This is a genomic window from Herbaspirillum sp. NPDC087042 (assembly GCF_044745245.1).
Lineage (GTDB): Bacteria > Pseudomonadota > Gammaproteobacteria > Burkholderiales > Burkholderiaceae_D > Herbaspirillum.
Map to the genome: position 1 here is coordinate 1 of NZ_JBIUZW010000028.1, position 17,156 is coordinate 17,156.

General features: G+C 63.3%; 17 protein-coding genes. 11 read left to right on the top strand and 6 right to left on the bottom strand.

Annotation, left to right across the window (positions count from 1 at the left end; all coding sequences use genetic code 11):
* The first annotated feature begins 373 nt into the window (after positions 1-373).
* The 5 genes from ACIPHN_RS24625 (at position 374) to ACIPHN_RS24645 (ending at position 4,245) form a co-directional block, all read left to right on the top strand.
* Positions 374-1,153, top strand: a complete 780-nt coding sequence (locus ACIPHN_RS24625; RefSeq protein ID WP_400441495.1) for an SIMPL domain-containing protein — start codon at positions 374-376, stop codon at positions 1,151-1,153.
* Between the two features lie 99 nt (positions 1,154-1,252).
* The gene (locus ACIPHN_RS24630; protein ID WP_400441498.1) at positions 1,253-1,786 is read left to right on the top strand and encodes a vesicle formation protein; all 534 of its coding nucleotides are present in this window, start codon (positions 1,253-1,255) and stop codon (positions 1,784-1,786) included.
* A 178-nt stretch (positions 1,787-1,964) separates the two neighbouring features.
* Positions 1,965-2,609 (top strand): phosphatidylserine decarboxylase, encoded by a 645-nt coding sequence (locus ACIPHN_RS24635; RefSeq protein ID WP_400441501.1) that lies wholly within the window; start codon positions 1,965-1,967, stop codon positions 2,607-2,609.
* 81 nt (positions 2,610-2,690) lie between these two features.
* Positions 2,691-3,554: a CDP-diacylglycerol--serine O-phosphatidyltransferase gene (gene pssA / locus ACIPHN_RS24640; RefSeq protein WP_400441503.1), complete on the top strand. Its 864-nt coding sequence runs from the start codon at positions 2,691-2,693 to the stop codon at positions 3,552-3,554.
* A gap of 154 nt (positions 3,555-3,708) precedes the next feature.
* Positions 3,709-4,245: a hypothetical protein gene (locus ACIPHN_RS24645; protein WP_400441505.1), complete on the top strand. Its 537-nt coding sequence runs from the start codon at positions 3,709-3,711 to the stop codon at positions 4,243-4,245.
* Positions 4,246-4,292: 47 nt separating this feature from the next.
* On the opposite strand, the gene ACIPHN_RS24650 is transcribed toward ACIPHN_RS24645, so the two are convergent.
* The 3 genes from ACIPHN_RS24650 to ACIPHN_RS24660 all read right to left on the bottom strand — a co-directional run bounded on the left by ACIPHN_RS24650 (position 4,293) and on the right by ACIPHN_RS24660 (position 7,102).
* The gene (locus ACIPHN_RS24650) at positions 4,293-5,021 is read right to left on the bottom strand and encodes an alpha/beta fold hydrolase (protein WP_400441508.1); all 729 of its coding nucleotides are present in this window, start codon (positions 5,019-5,021) and stop codon (positions 4,293-4,295) included.
* A gap of 2 nt (positions 5,022-5,023) precedes the next feature.
* A complete protein-coding gene (locus ACIPHN_RS24655) occupies positions 5,024-6,538 on the bottom strand; it encodes a diguanylate cyclase domain-containing protein (RefSeq protein WP_400441511.1) in 1,515 nt (504 codons plus the stop codon).
* Between the two features lie 195 nt (positions 6,539-6,733).
* Positions 6,734-7,102, bottom strand: a complete 369-nt coding sequence (locus ACIPHN_RS24660) for a hypothetical protein (RefSeq protein WP_400441514.1) — start codon at positions 7,100-7,102, stop codon at positions 6,734-6,736.
* Between the two features lie 177 nt (positions 7,103-7,279).
* On the opposite strand from ACIPHN_RS24660, the gene ACIPHN_RS24665 reads away from it, so the two are divergent.
* Complete coding sequence (locus tag ACIPHN_RS24665; RefSeq protein ID WP_400441516.1) at positions 7,280-8,824, top strand: PLP-dependent aminotransferase family protein; 1,545 nt, start codon at positions 7,280-7,282, stop codon at positions 8,822-8,824.
* Positions 8,825-8,834: 10 nt separating this feature from the next.
* Here the strand turns inward: ACIPHN_RS24665 and ACIPHN_RS24670 are convergent, their stop codons facing one another.
* The gene (locus ACIPHN_RS24670) at positions 8,835-9,752 is read right to left on the bottom strand and encodes a sugar kinase (protein ID WP_400441518.1); all 918 of its coding nucleotides are present in this window, start codon (positions 9,750-9,752) and stop codon (positions 8,835-8,837) included.
* 32 nt (positions 9,753-9,784) lie between these two features.
* The gene (locus ACIPHN_RS24675; protein WP_400441520.1) at positions 9,785-11,089 is read right to left on the bottom strand and encodes an amino acid deaminase; all 1,305 of its coding nucleotides are present in this window, start codon (positions 11,087-11,089) and stop codon (positions 9,785-9,787) included.
* A 161-nt stretch (positions 11,090-11,250) separates the two neighbouring features.
* Between ACIPHN_RS24675 and ACIPHN_RS24680 the strand changes: the two genes are divergently transcribed.
* The 4 genes from ACIPHN_RS24680 to ACIPHN_RS24695 all read left to right on the top strand — a co-directional run bounded on the left by ACIPHN_RS24680 (position 11,251) and on the right by ACIPHN_RS24695 (position 15,647).
* Positions 11,251-12,135, top strand: a complete 885-nt coding sequence (locus ACIPHN_RS24680; protein WP_400441522.1) for a MurR/RpiR family transcriptional regulator — start codon at positions 11,251-11,253, stop codon at positions 12,133-12,135.
* A 1-nt stretch (position 12,136) separates the two neighbouring features.
* Positions 12,137-13,633: an amidohydrolase family protein gene (locus tag ACIPHN_RS24685; RefSeq protein WP_400441525.1), complete on the top strand. Its 1,497-nt coding sequence runs from the start codon at positions 12,137-12,139 to the stop codon at positions 13,631-13,633.
* A 58-nt stretch (positions 13,634-13,691) separates the two neighbouring features.
* Positions 13,692-14,075, top strand: a complete 384-nt coding sequence (locus ACIPHN_RS24690; RefSeq protein ID WP_006712914.1) for a RidA family protein — start codon at positions 13,692-13,694, stop codon at positions 14,073-14,075.
* 219 nt (positions 14,076-14,294) lie between these two features.
* On the top strand, positions 14,295-15,647 hold the full coding sequence (locus ACIPHN_RS24695) for a GntP family permease (protein WP_400441530.1): 1,353 nt from the start codon (positions 14,295-14,297) through the stop codon (positions 15,645-15,647).
* Between the two features lie 97 nt (positions 15,648-15,744).
* Here the strand turns inward: ACIPHN_RS24695 and ACIPHN_RS24700 are convergent, their stop codons facing one another.
* Positions 15,745-16,284, bottom strand: a complete 540-nt coding sequence (locus ACIPHN_RS24700) for a hypothetical protein (protein ID WP_400441533.1) — start codon at positions 16,282-16,284, stop codon at positions 15,745-15,747.
* 250 nt (positions 16,285-16,534) lie between these two features.
* Here ACIPHN_RS24700 and rpsO point away from each other — a divergent pair, with 250 nt between their 5' ends.
* A complete protein-coding gene (gene rpsO, locus ACIPHN_RS24705) occupies positions 16,535-16,804 on the top strand; it encodes a 30S ribosomal protein S15 (RefSeq protein ID WP_006712917.1) in 270 nt (89 codons plus the stop codon).
* The last annotated feature ends 352 nt before the right edge of the window (positions 16,805-17,156 follow it).

Consider the following 17,156-nt stretch of genomic DNA (forward strand, 5'->3'; position numbering starts at 1 on the left):
TCGCATCAACGCCGAACACCAGATCGAAATCGTGGGCGAGAAGCTGCGCGCCATGATGCCCTGGATCAAGGCCAACAAGCTGGTCGACCAGACCAAGAACTGATCGGTCGCGGATCGAACACTGTTCGCTGTTACTGTTAGGGAAGACGCCACGGGAAACCGTGGCGTTTTTTTTCGTCCCTGGACTTGGTGACGAGATCAATGCTTGGGTCTGTTTCGCCGCAGATCATGCGGGTTGTTGTTAATTCGTTACCGTTTGTTGCATTTTCCCAAGAACCAATAGGGCAGGGCGCTCGTCGAAGTGCCGGGATGTAAGTGGCAATATGACGCTATGATCATCCCGTCATCGATAATGCGAACAAGAGGATCCCTTATGACACCATCCCGCAAATTCATGCTCGGCGCCGTGCTGGCAACCGCCTGCCTGGCCACCCAGGCCCAGGCTCAAGCACCGGTGCAGACCACCGGCACCATCGTCGTGGTGCCGGCCAACGGCGAGATCAGCGTGCCCAATGACCAGGCGCGCGTGACCCTGCAAGTCGAGGAACAGGACAAGGACAAGGCTGCCGCCGCTTCCCGCGTGAACCAGAAGATGAAGCAGGGCATCGACCTGTTGAAGCACCAGGATCCGCAAGCGAGCCTCAAGAGCTATGGCTACTACACCTATGCCGTCTACGCCGAGCCGCTGCCGGTGACGGCACAACAGCCGCGTCAGCCGGGCAAGCCGCGTCCGGTGGTGGGCTGGCGCGTCGGCCAGTATCTGGAAATGACGACCCAGAACCTGGCGGCCTTGCCCAAGACCGTGGCTGCCGCACAGGGCCTGATGAGCCTGAACGGCCTGCAGTTCGGCTTGAGCCCGGCAGCTGCCAAGAAGCTCGATGCCGCCCTGGTCGATGCGACCTACAAGAACCTGGAAGAGCGCGTCGGTTTCATTGCTGGCGCGATGCATCGTGCACCCTCTGACGCCGTCCTGGAAACCGTGGACTTCGAGGGATCCGGCAACTATGCCGCGCCAGCAGCAGCCCCCATGGCCAAGATGGCGATGATGCGCTCGGACATGGCCCAGGAGAGCGTGCAGGTCGCCGAGCCCAGCTTCGAGCCGGGTGAGTCCACGCTGAACATGCGCCTGGTGGGCAAGGTACGCTTCAAGTAAGCGGCCAGGCCGGTAAGTCCAGGTAAGAAACCCCTGCCCCTGCGGGCAGATGCGAGAGGGAGGCTATAATCGGCCTCCTTTTCCGTTTTCAGGATCAACATGCGGATCATCACCAAGCTTTTCGCCCCGCTGGCCATGGGATTGCTATCCCTTCCGGCGGCCCATGCCGACATCTGTGCCGACCTGCGTTCTATCCACCAGCAGTCGCAGTCCCACTTCGATGGCTGGAAAAAGGATGGTCCGGATGCGGTCATGAAGAGCGACAAGCGTGGCTCCCTCTATCTCTCCAACTTCATGCTCGATGGTGCCGAGAGCTGCGCCATCTCCGACAATTCCACGGTCTATACCTGTATCTGGCGCTATGCGACGCCGGCTGAAATGGGCAGCGCCTACCAGCGTCTGGTCAATGAGGCGAAGGCTTGCGCACCGTTGGCCAAGGAGCCGCCCGGCATCATCGCCGATGAACCCCGGGAGCGCCGCCAGGGCGACCTGCGCCAGGTCACCGAAGTCACCGGCCTGGACTATGCCGACGCCGAAGTGACGGTCCTGATCGGACAGATGCAACTGACCGGCCCGCGCGGCTTGTCGCGCAATGAGCTCAAGCTGAGCTTCTCGCGCCCGCAGGCGCGCTGACGCTCCTGCAGTCGGACGCTTCTGTTTTTTCCTGCCCGATGGGGTGGGAAAACCCCGAATTTCCATCCAATGGCGTGTCACCCGGCATGCCGGCCGCGCATTCCATTGCATTTGGCAGGCGCTGGACTAGAATAGGCACGCTTTTACTTTTGAACTTTCCGCGATCATTGGAGCAACATTGAACAATAACCACTATCCCCATCCCATTATCGCCCGTGAAGGCTGGCCTTTCCTGACCATCGCCGTGGTCGTGGCGGCGCTGGCGACCTATTTCTGCGGTGGCTGGTCCTTCCCCTTGTGGATTATTGCGCTGTTCGTGCTGCAGTTCTTCCGTGACCCGCCGCGCGTGATCCCGCAGGCCGCCAATGCCGTGCTGTCGCCGGCTGACGGTCGCATCGTGGTGGTGGCCCGTGCCCATGATCCCTACACCGATCGCGAAGCGCTGAAGATCAGCGTCTTCATGAATGTCTTCAACGTCCACTCCAACCGCGCGCCGGTGGATGGCAAGATCGAGAAGGTGCAATACTTCCCCGGCAAGTTCGTCAATGCCGACCTCGACAAGGCCTCGCTGGAAAACGAGCGCAATGCCCTGGCCATCACCACCACCAGCGGTCACAACGTGACCTGCGTGCAGGTGGCCGGCCTGATCGCCCGTCGCATCCTGTGCTATGTGAAGGCCGGTGACACCCTGGCACGTGGCCAGCGCTACGGCTTCATCCGCTTCGGTTCGCGCGTGGACGTGTACCTGCCGCTGACGGCGACCCCCAAGGTCAGCGTCGGTGAAAAAGTGTCCGCTACCGAAACCATCCTGGCCGAACTCTGATCCCATCCGACAGGCTCATCGCATCGCCGCGCGGGCGATGAGCCAACCCTGGTTTCCCCGCAATTCCACTACTAGACATCGATGCCCACCATTCGACGACGCAAGACCAAAGCCGGCATTTCCTTCCCGAAGTCCCTGCGCCGGCCCAAGGCCGCCGCACCCGTGGACGAGTCCGGGCAGGTCGTGGTGCGGCGCCGGTCGCGCGGCATCTACCTGTTGCCAAACGCCTTTACCACCGCCGCGCTGTTCTGCGGTTTCTACGCCATCGTGATGGCGATGAACCTCAAGTTCGACTACGCCTCCATCGCCATCTTCGTCGCCATGGTGCTCGATAGCCTGGATGGCCGCGTGGCCCGCATGACCAATACCCAGAGCGAATTTGGCGCCCAGTACGACAGCCTGTCCGACATGGTGTCCTTCGGTGCCGCGCCGGCGCTGGTGGTCTATGAATGGTCGCTGCGAGGCATGGGCAAGCTGGGCTGGCTGGCGGCCTTCGTCTACTGCGTGGGCGGTGCCTTGCGCCTGGCACGCTTCAATACCAACATCGCCGTGGTCGACAAGCGTTACTTCCAGGGCTTGCCCAGCCCGGCAGCCGCGGCCCTGGTGGCCGGCTTCGTCTGGCTCATGGATGACCTGCGCTTTGCCGGTACCGACCTGAGCTGGGCGGCCTGGGTGATCACCCTGTATGCCGGCATCACCATGGTCACCAATGTGCCGTTCTATAGTTTCAAGGACGTCAACTTCCGCAAGCCGGTCCCCTTCATCGCGGCCTTGCTGGTGGTGGTGGCGCTGGTGGCGATTTCCAGTGATCCCTCCAAGGTGCTGTTTGGCCTGTTCGTGCTGTATGGCCTGTCGGGCTATGGCGTCTACATCTGGCGCCGGATCAAGGGCAAGCCGGTCAGTATCGTCCAGACCAAGGATGAGCACGGCGACGAGACGCACTGATCCGTGCGGTGCTGATCTACGACAAAACCCGGTGCGAGCCGGGTTTTTTTGTCTCTGCAGCAGGCGCCTGCCTTGCTGATCCCCGCATTCTTTCCTAGAATCTTTTCAGGATCTGCACCAATTTGTTTCTGGTTTCTGTAATGTTGGATCGACCATGGCCATCGATACTTCCCTGACGTCCCTCAGCAGTCTCAATCCCTACAGCATCACGACCGATAGCAGTAGCGGGACTTCATCGTCGACGACTTCCTCCTCGACGACGATCGACAATAGCAGCAACCCGGTGTCGGCAACGAATAATCCGGCTGCCTTGCAGCAGGCATTGGAGCTGGCGTCGGAAGCGTCCGTGATCGTGACCCTGGGCGGTTCCTCCAGCAGTAGCGACAGCCTGACCTACAATGCGGCGGGCTTGTACAACTCCTTCGTCAACGCCGGCTCGTCGGCCAACGTCACGCCCGATACCACGCAGAACCAGGCGACCCAGTCGCTGCAGCAGGGTGAGCTGGACAGCATCGCCTCGACGTCCTCGACCAGCGGTGTCTACAACGGCTCCGGGGTATTCACCGGCCAGGATGGCCTGACAGCGCAGGAATCCGCCTTGCTGCAGACCAATCCCGACCTGGCCAGTACCTTCGTCAGCGATGCGGCCACCCAGGGCATCGTGGGCAGCCTGATCTCCACTACGGCCTGATCCGGGCAGCCCGGCATCGTCGCCATCGATCGTATTTCCAATCCGTTCTAGGAAGCAATCAGCCCGGCCAGCCAGTCGCGCAGGGCAGGGTCTTGCGCGCTGCGTTCGCTGACGCGGTGATCCACGCCGGGCAGGTCGACGATGCGGCACTGCCGGGCGGCAACGGCGTGCTGCCGGATCAGTTCGGCCACCTCATGGGGGATGACCGCATCATCCGCGGCGCGTATCAGGGTAATGCGGCCGGTGTAGTGGCGCATCAGCGCCAGCGAAGCGGCATCGCGCCAGCTTTCTGGCCGTCGCAGGGCTGCGCTGAAGGCTGGGCCGAAAGGGAGTTCGAAGGCGGCTCCGTCGTAGATGGCACCGACGATGGTGATCAGGTGGGTGATGTGGTTCTCGGGGCGACAGGCCAGTCGCATGGCGATCTCGCCGCTCATGCTCACCCCCACGACAGTGCGCGGCGCCACCGTCAGGCGCTCAAGCGCGGCCTGGGCCTCGTCCAGGCGCTTGCGCAGCGAATTGGGGCGGTGGGCACTGCTCTGCCCATGGCCAGAGAAGTCGATGGCCGCGCTGGCATGGCTGCCCAGTGCCAGGGCTTCCCGCAGCGGCCATTGGCGCTGGCGATGTCCCTGGCCGGCACCGTGCAGCACCAGGGTATGGACCGGCTGGCCGGCCGCGCCACGCAGGATATCGGCCGCCAGCGTTTCCTCACCGGCAGCCAGGCTGTGCAGCTCGCGCAGGAGGCTCTCGCCCGGCACGGCGGCATGGGAAAGGGGCATGCTCAGTCGGGCTGGTGGCGCCGTTCCATGCCGGGCATGGTGGCGTAGTAGTTGCGCTTGGCTTCGTACATCAGGGAATCGGCCCGTTGCACCACCTGCTCCAGGCGCTCGCCCGGGGCCGCGGTGGCTGCACCCATGGAGAGGCTCAGTGACACGCCGGAGTAGTACTGGTTGTTGACATCCACCAGCTTCTGGATCTGGTCCATCAGCAGCGTACAGCCACGCTCATCGGTGGCCGGCAGCAGGATGGCAAACTCGTCGCCACCGGTACGCGCCACGCTGGCAGGGCGCTCGATGGCCTTGCTCAGCACCTCGCCCACGCGGCGCAGCAGGGCATCGCCAGCGGCATGGCCGAGCTCGTCGTTGATGTCCTTCAGCCCGTTCAGGTCGGCCACGATCACGCTGACCGGGAAGGGACCCTTGCGCTCCAGGCGATTGAGCTCATCGACCATGAAGGCGCGATTGTGCAACTTGGTCAGCTCGTCGTGCTTGCCCAGGAACTCCAGGTAGGCCTCGGCCTTCTTGCGGGCGGTGATATCGGTCAAGGCCACCAGCACCAGGTCCCAGCGGTCTTCGTGACCGGGGAAGACTGAAAACTGCAGGTGCACGTGCAGGGTCTCGCCACTGAGCGAATAATTCACCACTTCGCGCTGATGCAGCAGGTTGCCGTTCCACAGTTCGATCAGTTGCTCGTTGAAATGCTGGCGCATGTCGTCGCGGAACACGTCGGACAGGCGTGAAAGCAGTGTCGCCTTGTCGGGCGCGCCGAACATGGAGAGGGTCTGCAGGTTGACGTCGATGACGCGGATTTCCTGCATGCAGCGTTCCACGAATTCCGGGTGGACGTCGGTGAAGGTGCGGAAATCGGTGATGCCGATACGGTGCAGGTCATCGAAGAGCCGCTTGACCTGGCTGAAGTCCTCCACCCACAGCGAGATGGGCGAGTATTCGAACAGCCCGCGTGCATAGTTTTCGCTGCGCGAGAGCTTCTTGCGCGCGGTTTCACGCTCGGTGACGTTCTCGATGGCCAGCAGGATGTAGTCCCAGCTCTGCTCGCTGCCGGGCATGATGCGTCCGGACAGCTGGATGTCCAGGCGCCGGCCGCCCAGCGTGTAGTTGACCGTGTAGCTGGAGAAGGTGGTACGACCCTCCCACAGCTGCACCATCTCATCGATGAAGGTATCGATCATGTCATCGCGGAACACCTTGTCCAGGTTCGATACCAGATGCGCCAGGTCGCGTGCTTCGTACCATTCCAGGGTGCGGCGGTTGACGTCCACCACACGGATCTGCATGGCACAGGCGTGGGCGCGCGATGGATCCTGCTTCAGGTAGCTGCGCAGGTCGCTGATGCCCTCGGCACGCCACTGGTCGAACAGGCGCTTGAGGCCGCTGTAGTCTTCCTTCCAGAGGGAGACCGGCGTCAGGTCGAAGGTTTCCTGTTCCGACAGGGCCGGAATCGTTGCGGCGGGAGTGGTGGCGGCAATTGCGGTATCGGGGGCTTGTTCGTTCTGCATGACGCTTCATCTTTTGCTGATGATGAAGTGTAATGGTTTTACGGAAACATCGGCGCGGATCGGCGCCCTGATGTGAGGAATATATGCAAACTTTTTGAGCAAAACCACGTAAATGTCACAGATTGCTGCCTGGTGATGGATGGCCAGGGGGCGCCTGGCCATCCCGCTTCGCCTGCTGGCGTGGCATGGGCTGGGTCAGTGCCGGGTTGCCTGCCGTCCGGCCTGCCACTGCCCGGCCAGGCGCTTGAGCCAGGCCGAGAGAGGGGCATGCCAGGCCTGCCTGAGCGGCAGCAGGCACAACAGTTCACCGCCGTGCGGGGCGTGGATCTCGACCCAGCCATCCTGTTCCAGCACCATGCGCTCGCCATCGGCCAGGCGGGTCTGGCGGCTGGTCAGGCGCTCCACCTGCCACTGCGGCGATTCGGTCACGGTGATGGCCGGGGCCTGGCAGAGCAACAGGCTGCCGGCGGCCAGCCAGACCTGGCGGACCTGGCCGCGGACCAGGTGCAGGGGTTGGGCGTTGGCCTGGAGTTCGGGAAGAGGGGATTGCCAGGGGCTGTGCATGCTGTTTTCTCCGTCAAGTGGGGGACACTTGCAGTCTAGGGAGCGCAGCCCGACGGCAACAGGCACAGGAAAATCAGGCCTGCAGCGTAACAGGTGGTGAATTTTCGATCTGTTATCGTTGCTTTTCGAATACTCTGTATCTGTTATGGTTACATCCTCCGGAACATGATTACTGTTATGGATACCAGCCTGCTCCTCCCCGATGTGACCGCCGTGACCACGCCGGTCGCGCCCCCCAGTCCCGTCATCGCTGCGACGGCCGAATCCGGCCGCCAGCCCCTGTATCGCCGGCTGGCCGATCACTATCAGGGCGCCATCCAGTCCGGCACCCTGGTGGCGGGCGACCGCATGCCTTCGGTGCGCGACCTGATGCGCCAGCACCAGGTCAGCCTGTCGACGGCCCTGCAGACGCTGCGCCACATGGAAGAGGGTGGCTGGCTGGAAGCGCGTCCGCGCTCCGGCTATTTCGTGCGCCAGCCGCGCCGTCAGGTGATCCAGCCAGTGCAGGAGCCCAAGAACCTGATGGCCATCGATCCCGAGCAATATGTCGGCATCCATGAAAAGGTCTCCAAGTACATCGCCCTGCGCCAGAGCGGCGCGCCGCGCATCGATCTGTCCGGCATGACCTGCGCGCCCGAGCTGTACGCGGTCGAGACGCTCAAGCAGGCCGCCATGCGCGCCCTGCGTGACCGCCCGGAGCTGCTCACCAGCGCCATGCCGCACAATGGCAATGCCACCTTCCGCCAGGCCGTGGCGCGGCGCGCACTCAATGCCGGCATGCGCATCGATACCGAAGAAGTGGTGGTCACGCACGGCTGCATCGAGGCGCTCAACCTGGCCTTGCGCGCCGTGGCGGGGCCGGGCGACACCATCGCGGTGGAGTCCCCCACCTATTTCGGCCTGCTGCAGGCGCTGGAAAACCTGGGCATGAAGGCGCTGGAAATCCCGACCAGCCCCCACACCGGTATCTCGGTGGAAGCGCTGGAGCTGGCGGTACGGACCTACGGCAACATCAAGGCGGTGGTGGTGGTGCCCAACCTGCAGAATCCGCTGGGCTGCATCATGCCCGAGGATCACAAGGACAAGCTGGTGCAGCTATGCGAGCAGTTGCGCCTGCCGCTGATCGAAGACGATGCCTACACCGAACTGGCCGACGGCAGCGTCAGCCCGTCCACGCTGAAGAGCCGCGACCGCAGCGGAAACGTGATCTATTGCGTCTCGCTCAACAAGGTGCTGGCACCGGGCATGCGGCTGGGCTGGATGAATGGCGGGCGCTGGCACGAACGCGTCAAGATGCTCAAGTTCACCCATACGCGCGCCAACGAGGAATGGACCCAGGTCACGGCGGCCGACTTCATCGCCAGCCCGGGCTACGATCGCCACCTGCGGCGGCTGCGCCAGTTGCTCAAGGAGCAGCGCGAACGCATGGCCGAATCGATCGCGGCCTATTTCCCGGAGGGCACGCGCCTGAATGTGCCCAATGGCGGGGTGGGGATGTGGGTGGAGTTGCCGGTGCAGATCTGCTCCCAGCGATTGTTCGAACTTGCCCTGATGGAGGGGGTGGGGGTGTCGCCCGGAGCGATCTTCTCCAACTCCAATCGCTACGGGCATTTCCTGCGCATCTGCTGCGGTCATCCCTTCACCCGAGAGCTGGACCAGGCGCTGCGTCGCCTGGGTAGCATCGCCGACAGCCTGGCCCAGCAGTCGCCGCGCCAGGCCTGATCAGGCGCGATCAGCGCGCCAGCAGCGCTTCGACCTGCTGGCGTGTGGGGATGGGTTCCACGGCACCGTAACCGGTGGTGGAGAGAGCCGCTGCCACGTTGGCGTAGCGCGCCGCACTGAAAGGGTCACGTCCGGCCGTCAGTTCGGCCATGAAGGCGCCACCGAAGCAGTCGCCGGCGCCGGTGGCATCCAGTGCCTGCACCGGATGGGGCGCGACCATGCGCCGCTCCTGGGGAGTGGCGACATAGCAGCCCTCCTGTCCCAGCTTGAAGGCCACCAGCTTGATGCCATAGGACAGCAGGCGGTCGACGATGGCATCCCTCTCCTCCAGCCCGGTCAGCTGTGCAACGTCTTCCCAGCTGGGCAGGCAGATATCGCATAGCCGGAAGGCTTGCTCCATCTTTTCGCGGGCCCGTTCCAGCGGCCACAGGCGCAGCCGCAGGTTGGTATCCAGCGAGGTCGGCACGCCATGCCGGCGCGCATGCGCCATCGCTGCCAGGCCGGCATCGCAGGCGCTGTCGCTGATGGCCAGGCTGATGCCTGACAAGTGCAGGGCGGCGGCCCCGGCGATGGCTTGCAGTGGCAGCTGGCTGGCCTGGTAGCGGCTGGCGGCCGAGCCGGCGCGGCGGTAGTGGAAGTGGTGGCCGGCATCGTCATGGGTGACGAAGTAGATGCCGGTGGCCTCGCCGGGCGTCACCGTCACATGCTCGACGCTGACGCCTTCCTGTTGCCACAGGGCCAGCAGGTCGCTGCCGAAATGGTCGTCACCGACCGCGCTGAGATAGGCCGTCGCTGCGCCCTGGCGGGCCGCGGCGATGGCGAAGTTGGAGGTGTCGCCGCCATACCCTTGCAGGTAGTTGCGCGGCGCCGCGATGCTCTGGTTGAATTCCACCATGGCTTCGCCATAGGCGAGGATCTGCTTGCTCATGTTGCGTCGGATCAGAAATCAGGGATCAGGAATCAGAAGAAGGTTTGCACGATATCGGTTACGTCGAAGCGGGCATCGACCACCACCAGATGACGCCACTTGTCGAAGGTCAGGCAGGGGTGGGAGATATCGAAGGCCAGCATGTCGCCGACCTTGATGTCGTCACCGGCGGCAATCTTCAGGTAGGCGTGCTGGTCCATCATGCCGGTCACTTCCCAGTGCGCTGGCGTGGCCTGCGGCTGGCTATGGCTACCCGGGCGGAACTGCGCCACCGGCAGCGGCAGGCCGGCGTCGAAGGCGGCGTCACGCTTGCCCAGGGCGATGATGGCCTTGTCGGCCTCGGGGATCGATTGCACATAGGCCCACAGCTGCAGCGCCGGCTGCAACTGGGTGCGCATGCTGTGCGCCACCGGATTGCGCACCTGGATCTGGGCCTGGGCGGCACGGTAGATGCCCACGTCATGGGTGAGATAGCAGCCCGGGCGCAGCACCACATCCAGCGGCGCGCCGATATCGGCCTGGCCGAATTCCTCGGCCACCACGTCGTACCAGGCCGAGCCGGCACCGGTGAGCACCGCCGGGCCACGCGCCAGGCGACGTGCCAGCTGGCCTTGCGCGGCCAGTTCCTTGATGCAGGACACGGCACGCTGCAGGAAGCGGCGGATATCGACCTCTTCCTTGAGCACACCCTCATACACTTCCACGCCGGCCAGGGCGATGCTGTCCCAGCGGGCGATGGCGGCCAGCACGGCGGCCTGTTGCGCGTCGTCGCGCACGCCGGTGCGGCCACCGGCCGGGCCCAGCTCCAGCAGCACGTTCAGGGTCTGGCGGCGCTCGGCGAAGAAGCTGCCGAGCTGGTCCACCAGGTCAGGCGAATCGACCAGGCAGAAGAATTCGAAGGCGGGATCGGCCAGCAACTCCGAGATGATGGCCATGTTGCGCTTGCCCACCAGCTGGTTGGCCATGATCACGCGGCGCACGCCGTGCTGGTAGCCGGCCAGGGTCTGGTGGGCGGTGGCCAGGGTGATGCCCCAGGCGCCGGTGTCCAGCTGGCGGGCGAACAGCTTGGGCGCCATCGTGGTCTTGCCGTGCGGGGCCAGCTTGACCTGGTATTGGCCGACGAAATCCTGCATCCACTTCAGGTTGTGGGCGATCTTTTCTTCATACAGGACGGCGGCGGGCAAGCTGATGTCTTCATTGAGCAGGTTCCAGCGCACGCTGCCCGCCTGTTGCGGTGCCAGCGGCTGCGCCAGCGCGCCCAGCCCCTTGTTGACAGGATCGATGATGCCGGTTTGGTAAACGGTTTGGCTGGCGTCTTGGTAGTTTGTATCATTCATCGCATAAATTCCTGTAAAAATAGGATTGACGTAATAATAGCCTTGAATTTACTATGTTTACGCCGTGTTAGTAAATAACATAAATTATTTCCGCGGTACTTTTTGGGCCGGCATTGAGGCCTTTCTCATCACTCCGGAAACCCGTCACCTGAACCCAAGCCATGGCGCAGACTTTGGACATCGTCTCCCGCATCACCGAGCGCAGCAGCAGCTTGCGCCTGGCCGAGCAGAAAGTGGCCGAGGCCATCCTCGGCGACCTGGCTTTCTCGGCCAGCGCCAGCATTGGCGAGCTGGCCGACAGGGCCGGTGTATCGGTGGCCAGCGTGACGCGCTTTGCCAAGGCCATGGGCTGCCGTGACGTGCGTGAATTCAAGTTCCTGCTGGCACAGGCGGTGGCGGTGGGGCAACGCTTCTTCGACGGCGCCAAGACGGTGCCACCGGCGCAGCCGCCGGAACTGGTCGATACCGTCTACCGTGATATCCACGCCGTGCTGGAGCTGAACCGCGCCATGCTCAACACCGACATGCTGGTGGATGCCGCGCGTCTGTTGCTGGGCGCGCGCATGATCTATTGCTTCGGCATGGGCGGCGGTTCGACCATGATGTCCGACGAGGCGCGCTATCGCCTGGTGCGCCTGGGTCGTCCGGTGGCGACCTATCACGATGCGCTGCTGCAGAAGATGGTGGCCGCCACCCTGGACAAGGAAGATGTACTGCTGGTCTTCTCGGCCACCGGCAATGTGCCGGAGCTGCTGGCCAGCTGCGAGGTGGCGCGCGAATACGGCGTCAAGCTCATCGCCATCACTGCGCTGGGCTCGCCGCTGGCGAAGATCGCCGACGTGCTGCTGCCCATCAAGACGCTGGAAACCGACCTGATTTTCAAACCGTCCTCGTCGCGCTACGCCATGATGGCGACGCTGGACATGCTGGTGCTGGAACTGGCCCTGCTGCACAAGGAAAGCAGCCAGGAGCGCCTGCGCCGCCTCAAGTACGTGCTCGACACGCATCGCGGCGGCGGCGACCGCCACCAGCCGCTGGGAGACTGACATGACAAGCCATACCGCAGCAAGCCCGTCCGGCGCTTGCGATACCCTGATCCGCAACGCCCTGGTCATCGATGGCTCGGGCGCTGAACCACGCGCGGCCGACGTGGCCGTGCAGGCTGGCCGCATCGTGGCCATCGCCGATGCCGGCGCACTGGCGCACTGGCAGGCTGCCAGCGTGGTCGATGCCACCGGGCGCGTGCTCTCGCCCGGTTTCATCGACGTGCATACGCATGACGATACCAATGTGATCCGCACCCCCGAGATGTTCCCCAAGCTGTCGCAGGGTGTGACCACGGTGGTGGTGGGCAACTGTGGCATCAGCGCCGCCCCGGTGAGCCTGAAGGGCGATCCGCCGGACCCGATGAACCTGCTGGGCAAGGCAGGGGATTTCCACTACCCCAGCTTCGCCAGCTATGTGGCCGCCGTCGATGCCGCGCAACCGGCCATCAACGTGGCGGCCCTGGTCGGCCACACCGCCTTGCGCAACAACCACATGGACCGCCTGGACCGCGCCGCCACCGACGCCGAGATCGCCGGCATGCGCAGCCAGTTGCGCGAGGCGCTGGAGCATGGCGCGCTGGGCCTGTCCACCGGCCTGGCCTATGGCAATGCCATCAATGCCCCCACCGAGGAAGTGCTGGCCCTGGCCGAACCGCTGGCCGAGTTCGGCGGCCTCTATGCCACCCACCTGCGCAGCGAATTCGCTGACATCCTCGATGCCATGGACGAAGCCTTCCGCATCGGCAAGCATGCCCGCGTGCCGGTGGTGATCTCGCACCTGAAGTGCGCCGGTGTCGAGAACTGGGGTCGCAGTGCCGAGGTGTTGCAGGCGCTGGAACTGGCCGGTCGCCACCAGCATGTCGGTTGCGACTGCTATCCCTATACCGCCAGCTCCTCCACGCTGGACCTGAAACAGGTCACCGCCGACTACGACATCCAGCTCACCTGGTCCGAGCCGCATCCCGAACAGGGCGGCAAGATGCTGAAGCAGATCGCCGCCGAATGGGGTGTCGACCTGCATGCCGCCGCCGCACGCCTGATGCCGGCCGGTGCCGTCTATCACTGCATGTCCGACGACGATGTCAATCGCATCCTCTCGCATCCGGCCTCGGTGGTCGGCTCGGACGGCCTGCCCAACGATCCCTTGCCGCACCCGCGCCTGTGGGGCGCCTTCCCGCGCGTGCTGGGCTACTACAGCCGCGAGCAGAAGCTGTTCTCGCTGGCTACCGCCGTCCACAAGATGACCGGCCTGTCGGCGCAGCGCTTCGGCCTGCATGAGCGTGGCCTGGTGCGTGAGGGTTACCACGCCGACCTGGTGCTGTTCGATGCCCAGACCGTGCGCGATGCCGCCAGCTTTACCGATCCCATGCAACCCGCGCATGGCATCGAGTCAGTGTGGGTCAATGGCCAGCTGGCCTACCGGGGCGAGGACAAGAAGGCCACCGGCGCGCGCGCCGGACGCTTCCTGGCACGCACGGTGCAGAAAACGTCAGCGTGATTTCCCTGGTTTTTTTTCGTATTTCAATTGTCTTGAGTTTTAACAGGAAGGAGCAGCAATGAGCATTCAACGATTTGGCGTAGAGGGCGGCAGCGGTACTGGCGGCCAGCATTTGCCGTTCGCCCGCGCGGTAGCGGCCGATGGCTGGTTGTACGTGTCGGGCCAGGTGGCCATGGAAAACGGCGAAGTGATCGACGGCGGCATCGTCGCGCAATCGCACAAGGCCATCCAGAACGTGCTGGCCATCCTCAAGGAAGCCGGCTATGGCCCGGAACACGTCGTGCGCTGTGGCGTCTGGCTGGACGATGCGCGTGACTTCCAGTCCTTCAACAAGGTCTTCAAGGAATACTTCGGCGCCAATCCGCCGGCACGCGCCTGCGTGGTGTCGAGCATGGTGGTGGATTGCAAGGTCGAGGTCGATTGCGTGGCATTCAAGCGCTGAGCGCTGAAGGCAGACAGTTCGGCGGCGGACGGTGGCCCGGCCATCGTCCGCCAGCAAGGGGTCGGATCATGAGTATCCCGGACTGATATTGATATAAATCGATATAAATAATTTGGCTGTTGTGGTTCTTGGTTTCTTGCCGGCAGGGGAGCAGTAAAAGAAGTAGAAGTCGAGCAATGCGCCGGCAGGTGTTTTTTACCTTCTGAAGAGGAGAAGCAGATGGAGGCTGTACAAGGAAGTGCGCTGCTGGTCTATGCACTGGTAGCGGTGATCGCACTGATCGTGCTGATTGCCAAATTCAAGATGAATCCGTTCATCGTCCTGATCGTGGTGTCGCTGGTGCTGGGCCTGGCTGTGGGCATGCCCATGGGCAATATCGTCAAGGCCTTCGAGACCGGTGTCGGTGGCGCGCTGGGTCACATTGCGCTGGTGGTGGGCCTGGGCACGATGCTGGGCAAGATGATGGCCGAGTCGGGCGGTGCCGAGCGTATCGCCAATACGATGATCAAGGCCTTCGGCGAGAAGAACGTGCACTGGGCCATGATGACGGTGGCCTTCATCGTCGGCTTGCCGGTGTTCTTCGAAGTCGGTTTCGTGCTGCTGGTGCCGATCGCCTTCAACGTCGCCAAGCGTACCGGTACCAACATGGTGCTGGTGGGCATCCCCATGGTGGCGGGCCTGTCGGTGGTGCACGGTCTGATCCCGCCGCACCCGGCCGCGCTCTTGGCGGTGACCGCCTATAGCGCCGATATCGGTCGCACCATCCTGTACGCGCTGATCGTGGGTATCCCCACGGCGATCATTGCCGGCCCGATTTTCGGCAAGCTGATCTCCAAGGTGGTGATCCCCAATCCGGACAATCCGCTGATCTCGCAATTCGTCGATGAGGGCAAGAAGGCGCGCGAACTGCCGGGCTTCGGCATTACGCTGTTCACCATCCTGCTGCCGGTGGCGCTGATGCTGATCGGTAGCTGGGCCGACCTGTTCTTCGCACCCAAGACCTTTGCCAACGACTTCCTGCGCCTGATCGGCAACTCCGTGATTGCGCTGCTGATCGCGACCCTGGTCAGCTTCTGGACCTTCGGCCGTGCCCGTGGTTTCGGTAGCGAGCAGATCCTGAAGTTCACCAACGAGTGCCTGGCGCCGATCGCCAGCATCACCCTGGTGGTGGGCGCGGGTGCCGGTTTCGGCCGCATCCTGATGGATGGCGGTGTCTCCAAGGCCATCGTCGGCATCGCCACCGATGCGCACCTCTCGCCGCTGATCCTGGGCTGGTTCGTGGCGGCGCTGATCCGCGTGGCGACCGGTTCGGCCACGGTGGCCATGACCACCGCCTGCGGTATCGTGGCGCCCATCGTCTCCACCGTCGGTGGTGTGCGTCCGGAACTGATGGTGCTGGCCACCGGCGCCGGTTCGCTGATCCTGTCGCACGTCAATGACGGCGGTTTCTGGCTGGTCAAGGAATACTTCAACATGACCGTGCCGCAGACCTTCAAGACCTGGACCGTGATGGAAACCCTGGTCTCGGTGCTGGCGCTGGTCTTTACGCTGGGGCTGTCGACGGTGATCTGATCGTCATTGCTGGCCTGAAGAAAGAAATGCCGTCCGGTGCGTGTTGCACCGGACGGCATTTTCTTTTTCGGGCCAGGGAGGGCCGGGAGGGCTGTGGCTAGAAGCGCAGGCGCGAATCGTCGAAGCGCGGATCGGGGCCATTCTCGACCTTTTCCACGGTGCCGGCGTCGTTGAAGTACACCGTCATCTGCGAATTCCAGACGCCGCTTTCCTTGAATCCATAGTTCCAGGCCTCGAAGGGGATGCGGGCATAGCGGGTGATCTCGGTGGGGCGGCCGAGGCGACGCAGGACGTCTTCCTTGGTGTCCTGCTTGACGCGGATGGCGTGGAAATTCTCCAGCGTCCACACTTGCTGGTAGGAAACCAGGCGATGGTCCGCGCCGATGCGGGCCATGTACTGGTACTGGCCGAAGGCGCCGGCGGCATATTCGAACAGGCGCGTGTTGCCATCCTGATACACATTGCTGGGCTGACCCAGGCGGTTCAGTACCTGTTCTTCGCTCTCGCCCGGCTGTACCGGCGGCTGGAACAGGGAGGCGCAGCCGCTCAGGGCGGCGCTGGCCAGCACCACGGCGGCCAGCAGCGCGCGTGCGCGACGAGGTTGGGGCGGGGACAGGTGGGCAGTACGGTCTTTCATAACTCGGTCCTGGATGGGTTGTCTTGTTGTCACTTTTTACAGCCGCAAGAGGGGGCCCGGTTGAACGCAATGACGCAAGGGCTGAGGCTTGCCCTGTCCGGGAACTTGCAGGTGTTGGTAGGAATGGCTTTTTGCTATATAATTTCGCGTCCGGTCGAATTGGCCGGATTCTCATTTTTAATTCACGGTATGCAGGGCCGCAGGTTCAATGACCGGCACGCTCCGCGCACCGCTTGTGAAAGGTAAAGCAATGTCCATCGAAAAAGCAGCCAAGGCTGCCATTATCTCCGAAAACGCACGTGGCACGAACGACACCGGTTCTCCGGAAGTCCAAGTCGCGCTGCTGACCGCACGCATCAACGACCTGAACGGCCACTTCAAGGCCCACGTCAAGGATCACCACTCCCGTCGTGGCCTGATCAAGATGGTCAACCGTCGTAAGAGCCTGCTGTCCTACCTGAAGAACAAGGACGCCGACCGTTACCGCGCCCTGATCGAGAAACTCGGTCTGCGTAAGTAATTTGACTCCGCGTCTGGGTTTCCGGGGTCGCCCCCGGGACCACCACGAAATGCCTGCGTCACTCGTTGACGCGGGCATTTTGTTTTTTGCGATTCCGCAAGCTCAAGCGTGGGCGCCTGGCGCGGCCTGCGCCGCCCCCGGGGCAAGAATGCTTCATCGCGGCCGTCCGTCCATTCATGGATGGTCGCGTTCGTCGTAAGTGACCGGTATTGCCGGTCACTGTGGTGAGGTGAACGACAGCGCCTGAAAATCTGTCGGCAAAAGGAAGTCGTGCACCGCGGACACAGTCGGGGCCGGCTCCATAAAAGAAAGGAAATACCGTGTTCAATATAGTAACCAAGACCTTCGAGTA

Coding starts and splice junctions, on each gene's coding strand:
- ACIPHN_RS24625 (WP_400441495.1), top strand. CDS start 374: ATGACACCATCCCGCAAATTCATGCTCGGCGCCGTGCTGGCAACCGCC.
- ACIPHN_RS24630 (WP_400441498.1), top strand. CDS start 1,253: ATGCGGATCATCACCAAGCTTTTCGCCCCGCTGGCCATGGGATTGCTA.
- pssA (WP_400441503.1), top strand. CDS start 2,691: ATGCCCACCATTCGACGACGCAAGACCAAAGCCGGCATTTCCTTCCCG.
- ACIPHN_RS24645 (WP_400441505.1), top strand. CDS start 3,709: ATGGCCATCGATACTTCCCTGACGTCCCTCAGCAGTCTCAATCCCTAC.
- ACIPHN_RS24650 (WP_400441508.1), bottom strand. CDS start 5,021: ATGCCCCTTTCCCATGCCGCCGTGCCGGGCGAGAGCCTCCTGCGCGAG.
- ACIPHN_RS24655 (WP_400441511.1), bottom strand. CDS start 6,538: ATGCAGAACGAACAAGCCCCCGATACCGCAATTGCCGCCACCACTCCC.
- ACIPHN_RS24660 (WP_400441514.1), bottom strand. CDS start 7,102: ATGCACAGCCCCTGGCAATCCCCTCTTCCCGAACTCCAGGCCAACGCC.
- ACIPHN_RS24665 (WP_400441516.1), top strand. CDS start 7,280: ATGGATACCAGCCTGCTCCTCCCCGATGTGACCGCCGTGACCACGCCG.
- ACIPHN_RS24670 (WP_400441518.1), bottom strand. CDS start 9,752: ATGAGCAAGCAGATCCTCGCCTATGGCGAAGCCATGGTGGAATTCAAC.
- ACIPHN_RS24675 (WP_400441520.1), bottom strand. CDS start 11,089: ATGAATGATACAAACTACCAAGACGCCAGCCAAACCGTTTACCAAACC.
- ACIPHN_RS24680 (WP_400441522.1), top strand. CDS start 11,251: ATGGCGCAGACTTTGGACATCGTCTCCCGCATCACCGAGCGCAGCAGC.
- ACIPHN_RS24685 (WP_400441525.1), top strand. CDS start 12,137: ATGACAAGCCATACCGCAGCAAGCCCGTCCGGCGCTTGCGATACCCTG.
- ACIPHN_RS24690 (WP_006712914.1), top strand. CDS start 13,692: ATGAGCATTCAACGATTTGGCGTAGAGGGCGGCAGCGGTACTGGCGGC.
- ACIPHN_RS24695 (WP_400441530.1), top strand. CDS start 14,295: ATGGAGGCTGTACAAGGAAGTGCGCTGCTGGTCTATGCACTGGTAGCG.
- ACIPHN_RS24700 (WP_400441533.1), bottom strand. CDS start 16,284: ATGAAAGACCGTACTGCCCACCTGTCCCCGCCCCAACCTCGTCGCGCA.
- rpsO (WP_006712917.1), top strand. CDS start 16,535: ATGTCCATCGAAAAAGCAGCCAAGGCTGCCATTATCTCCGAAAACGCA.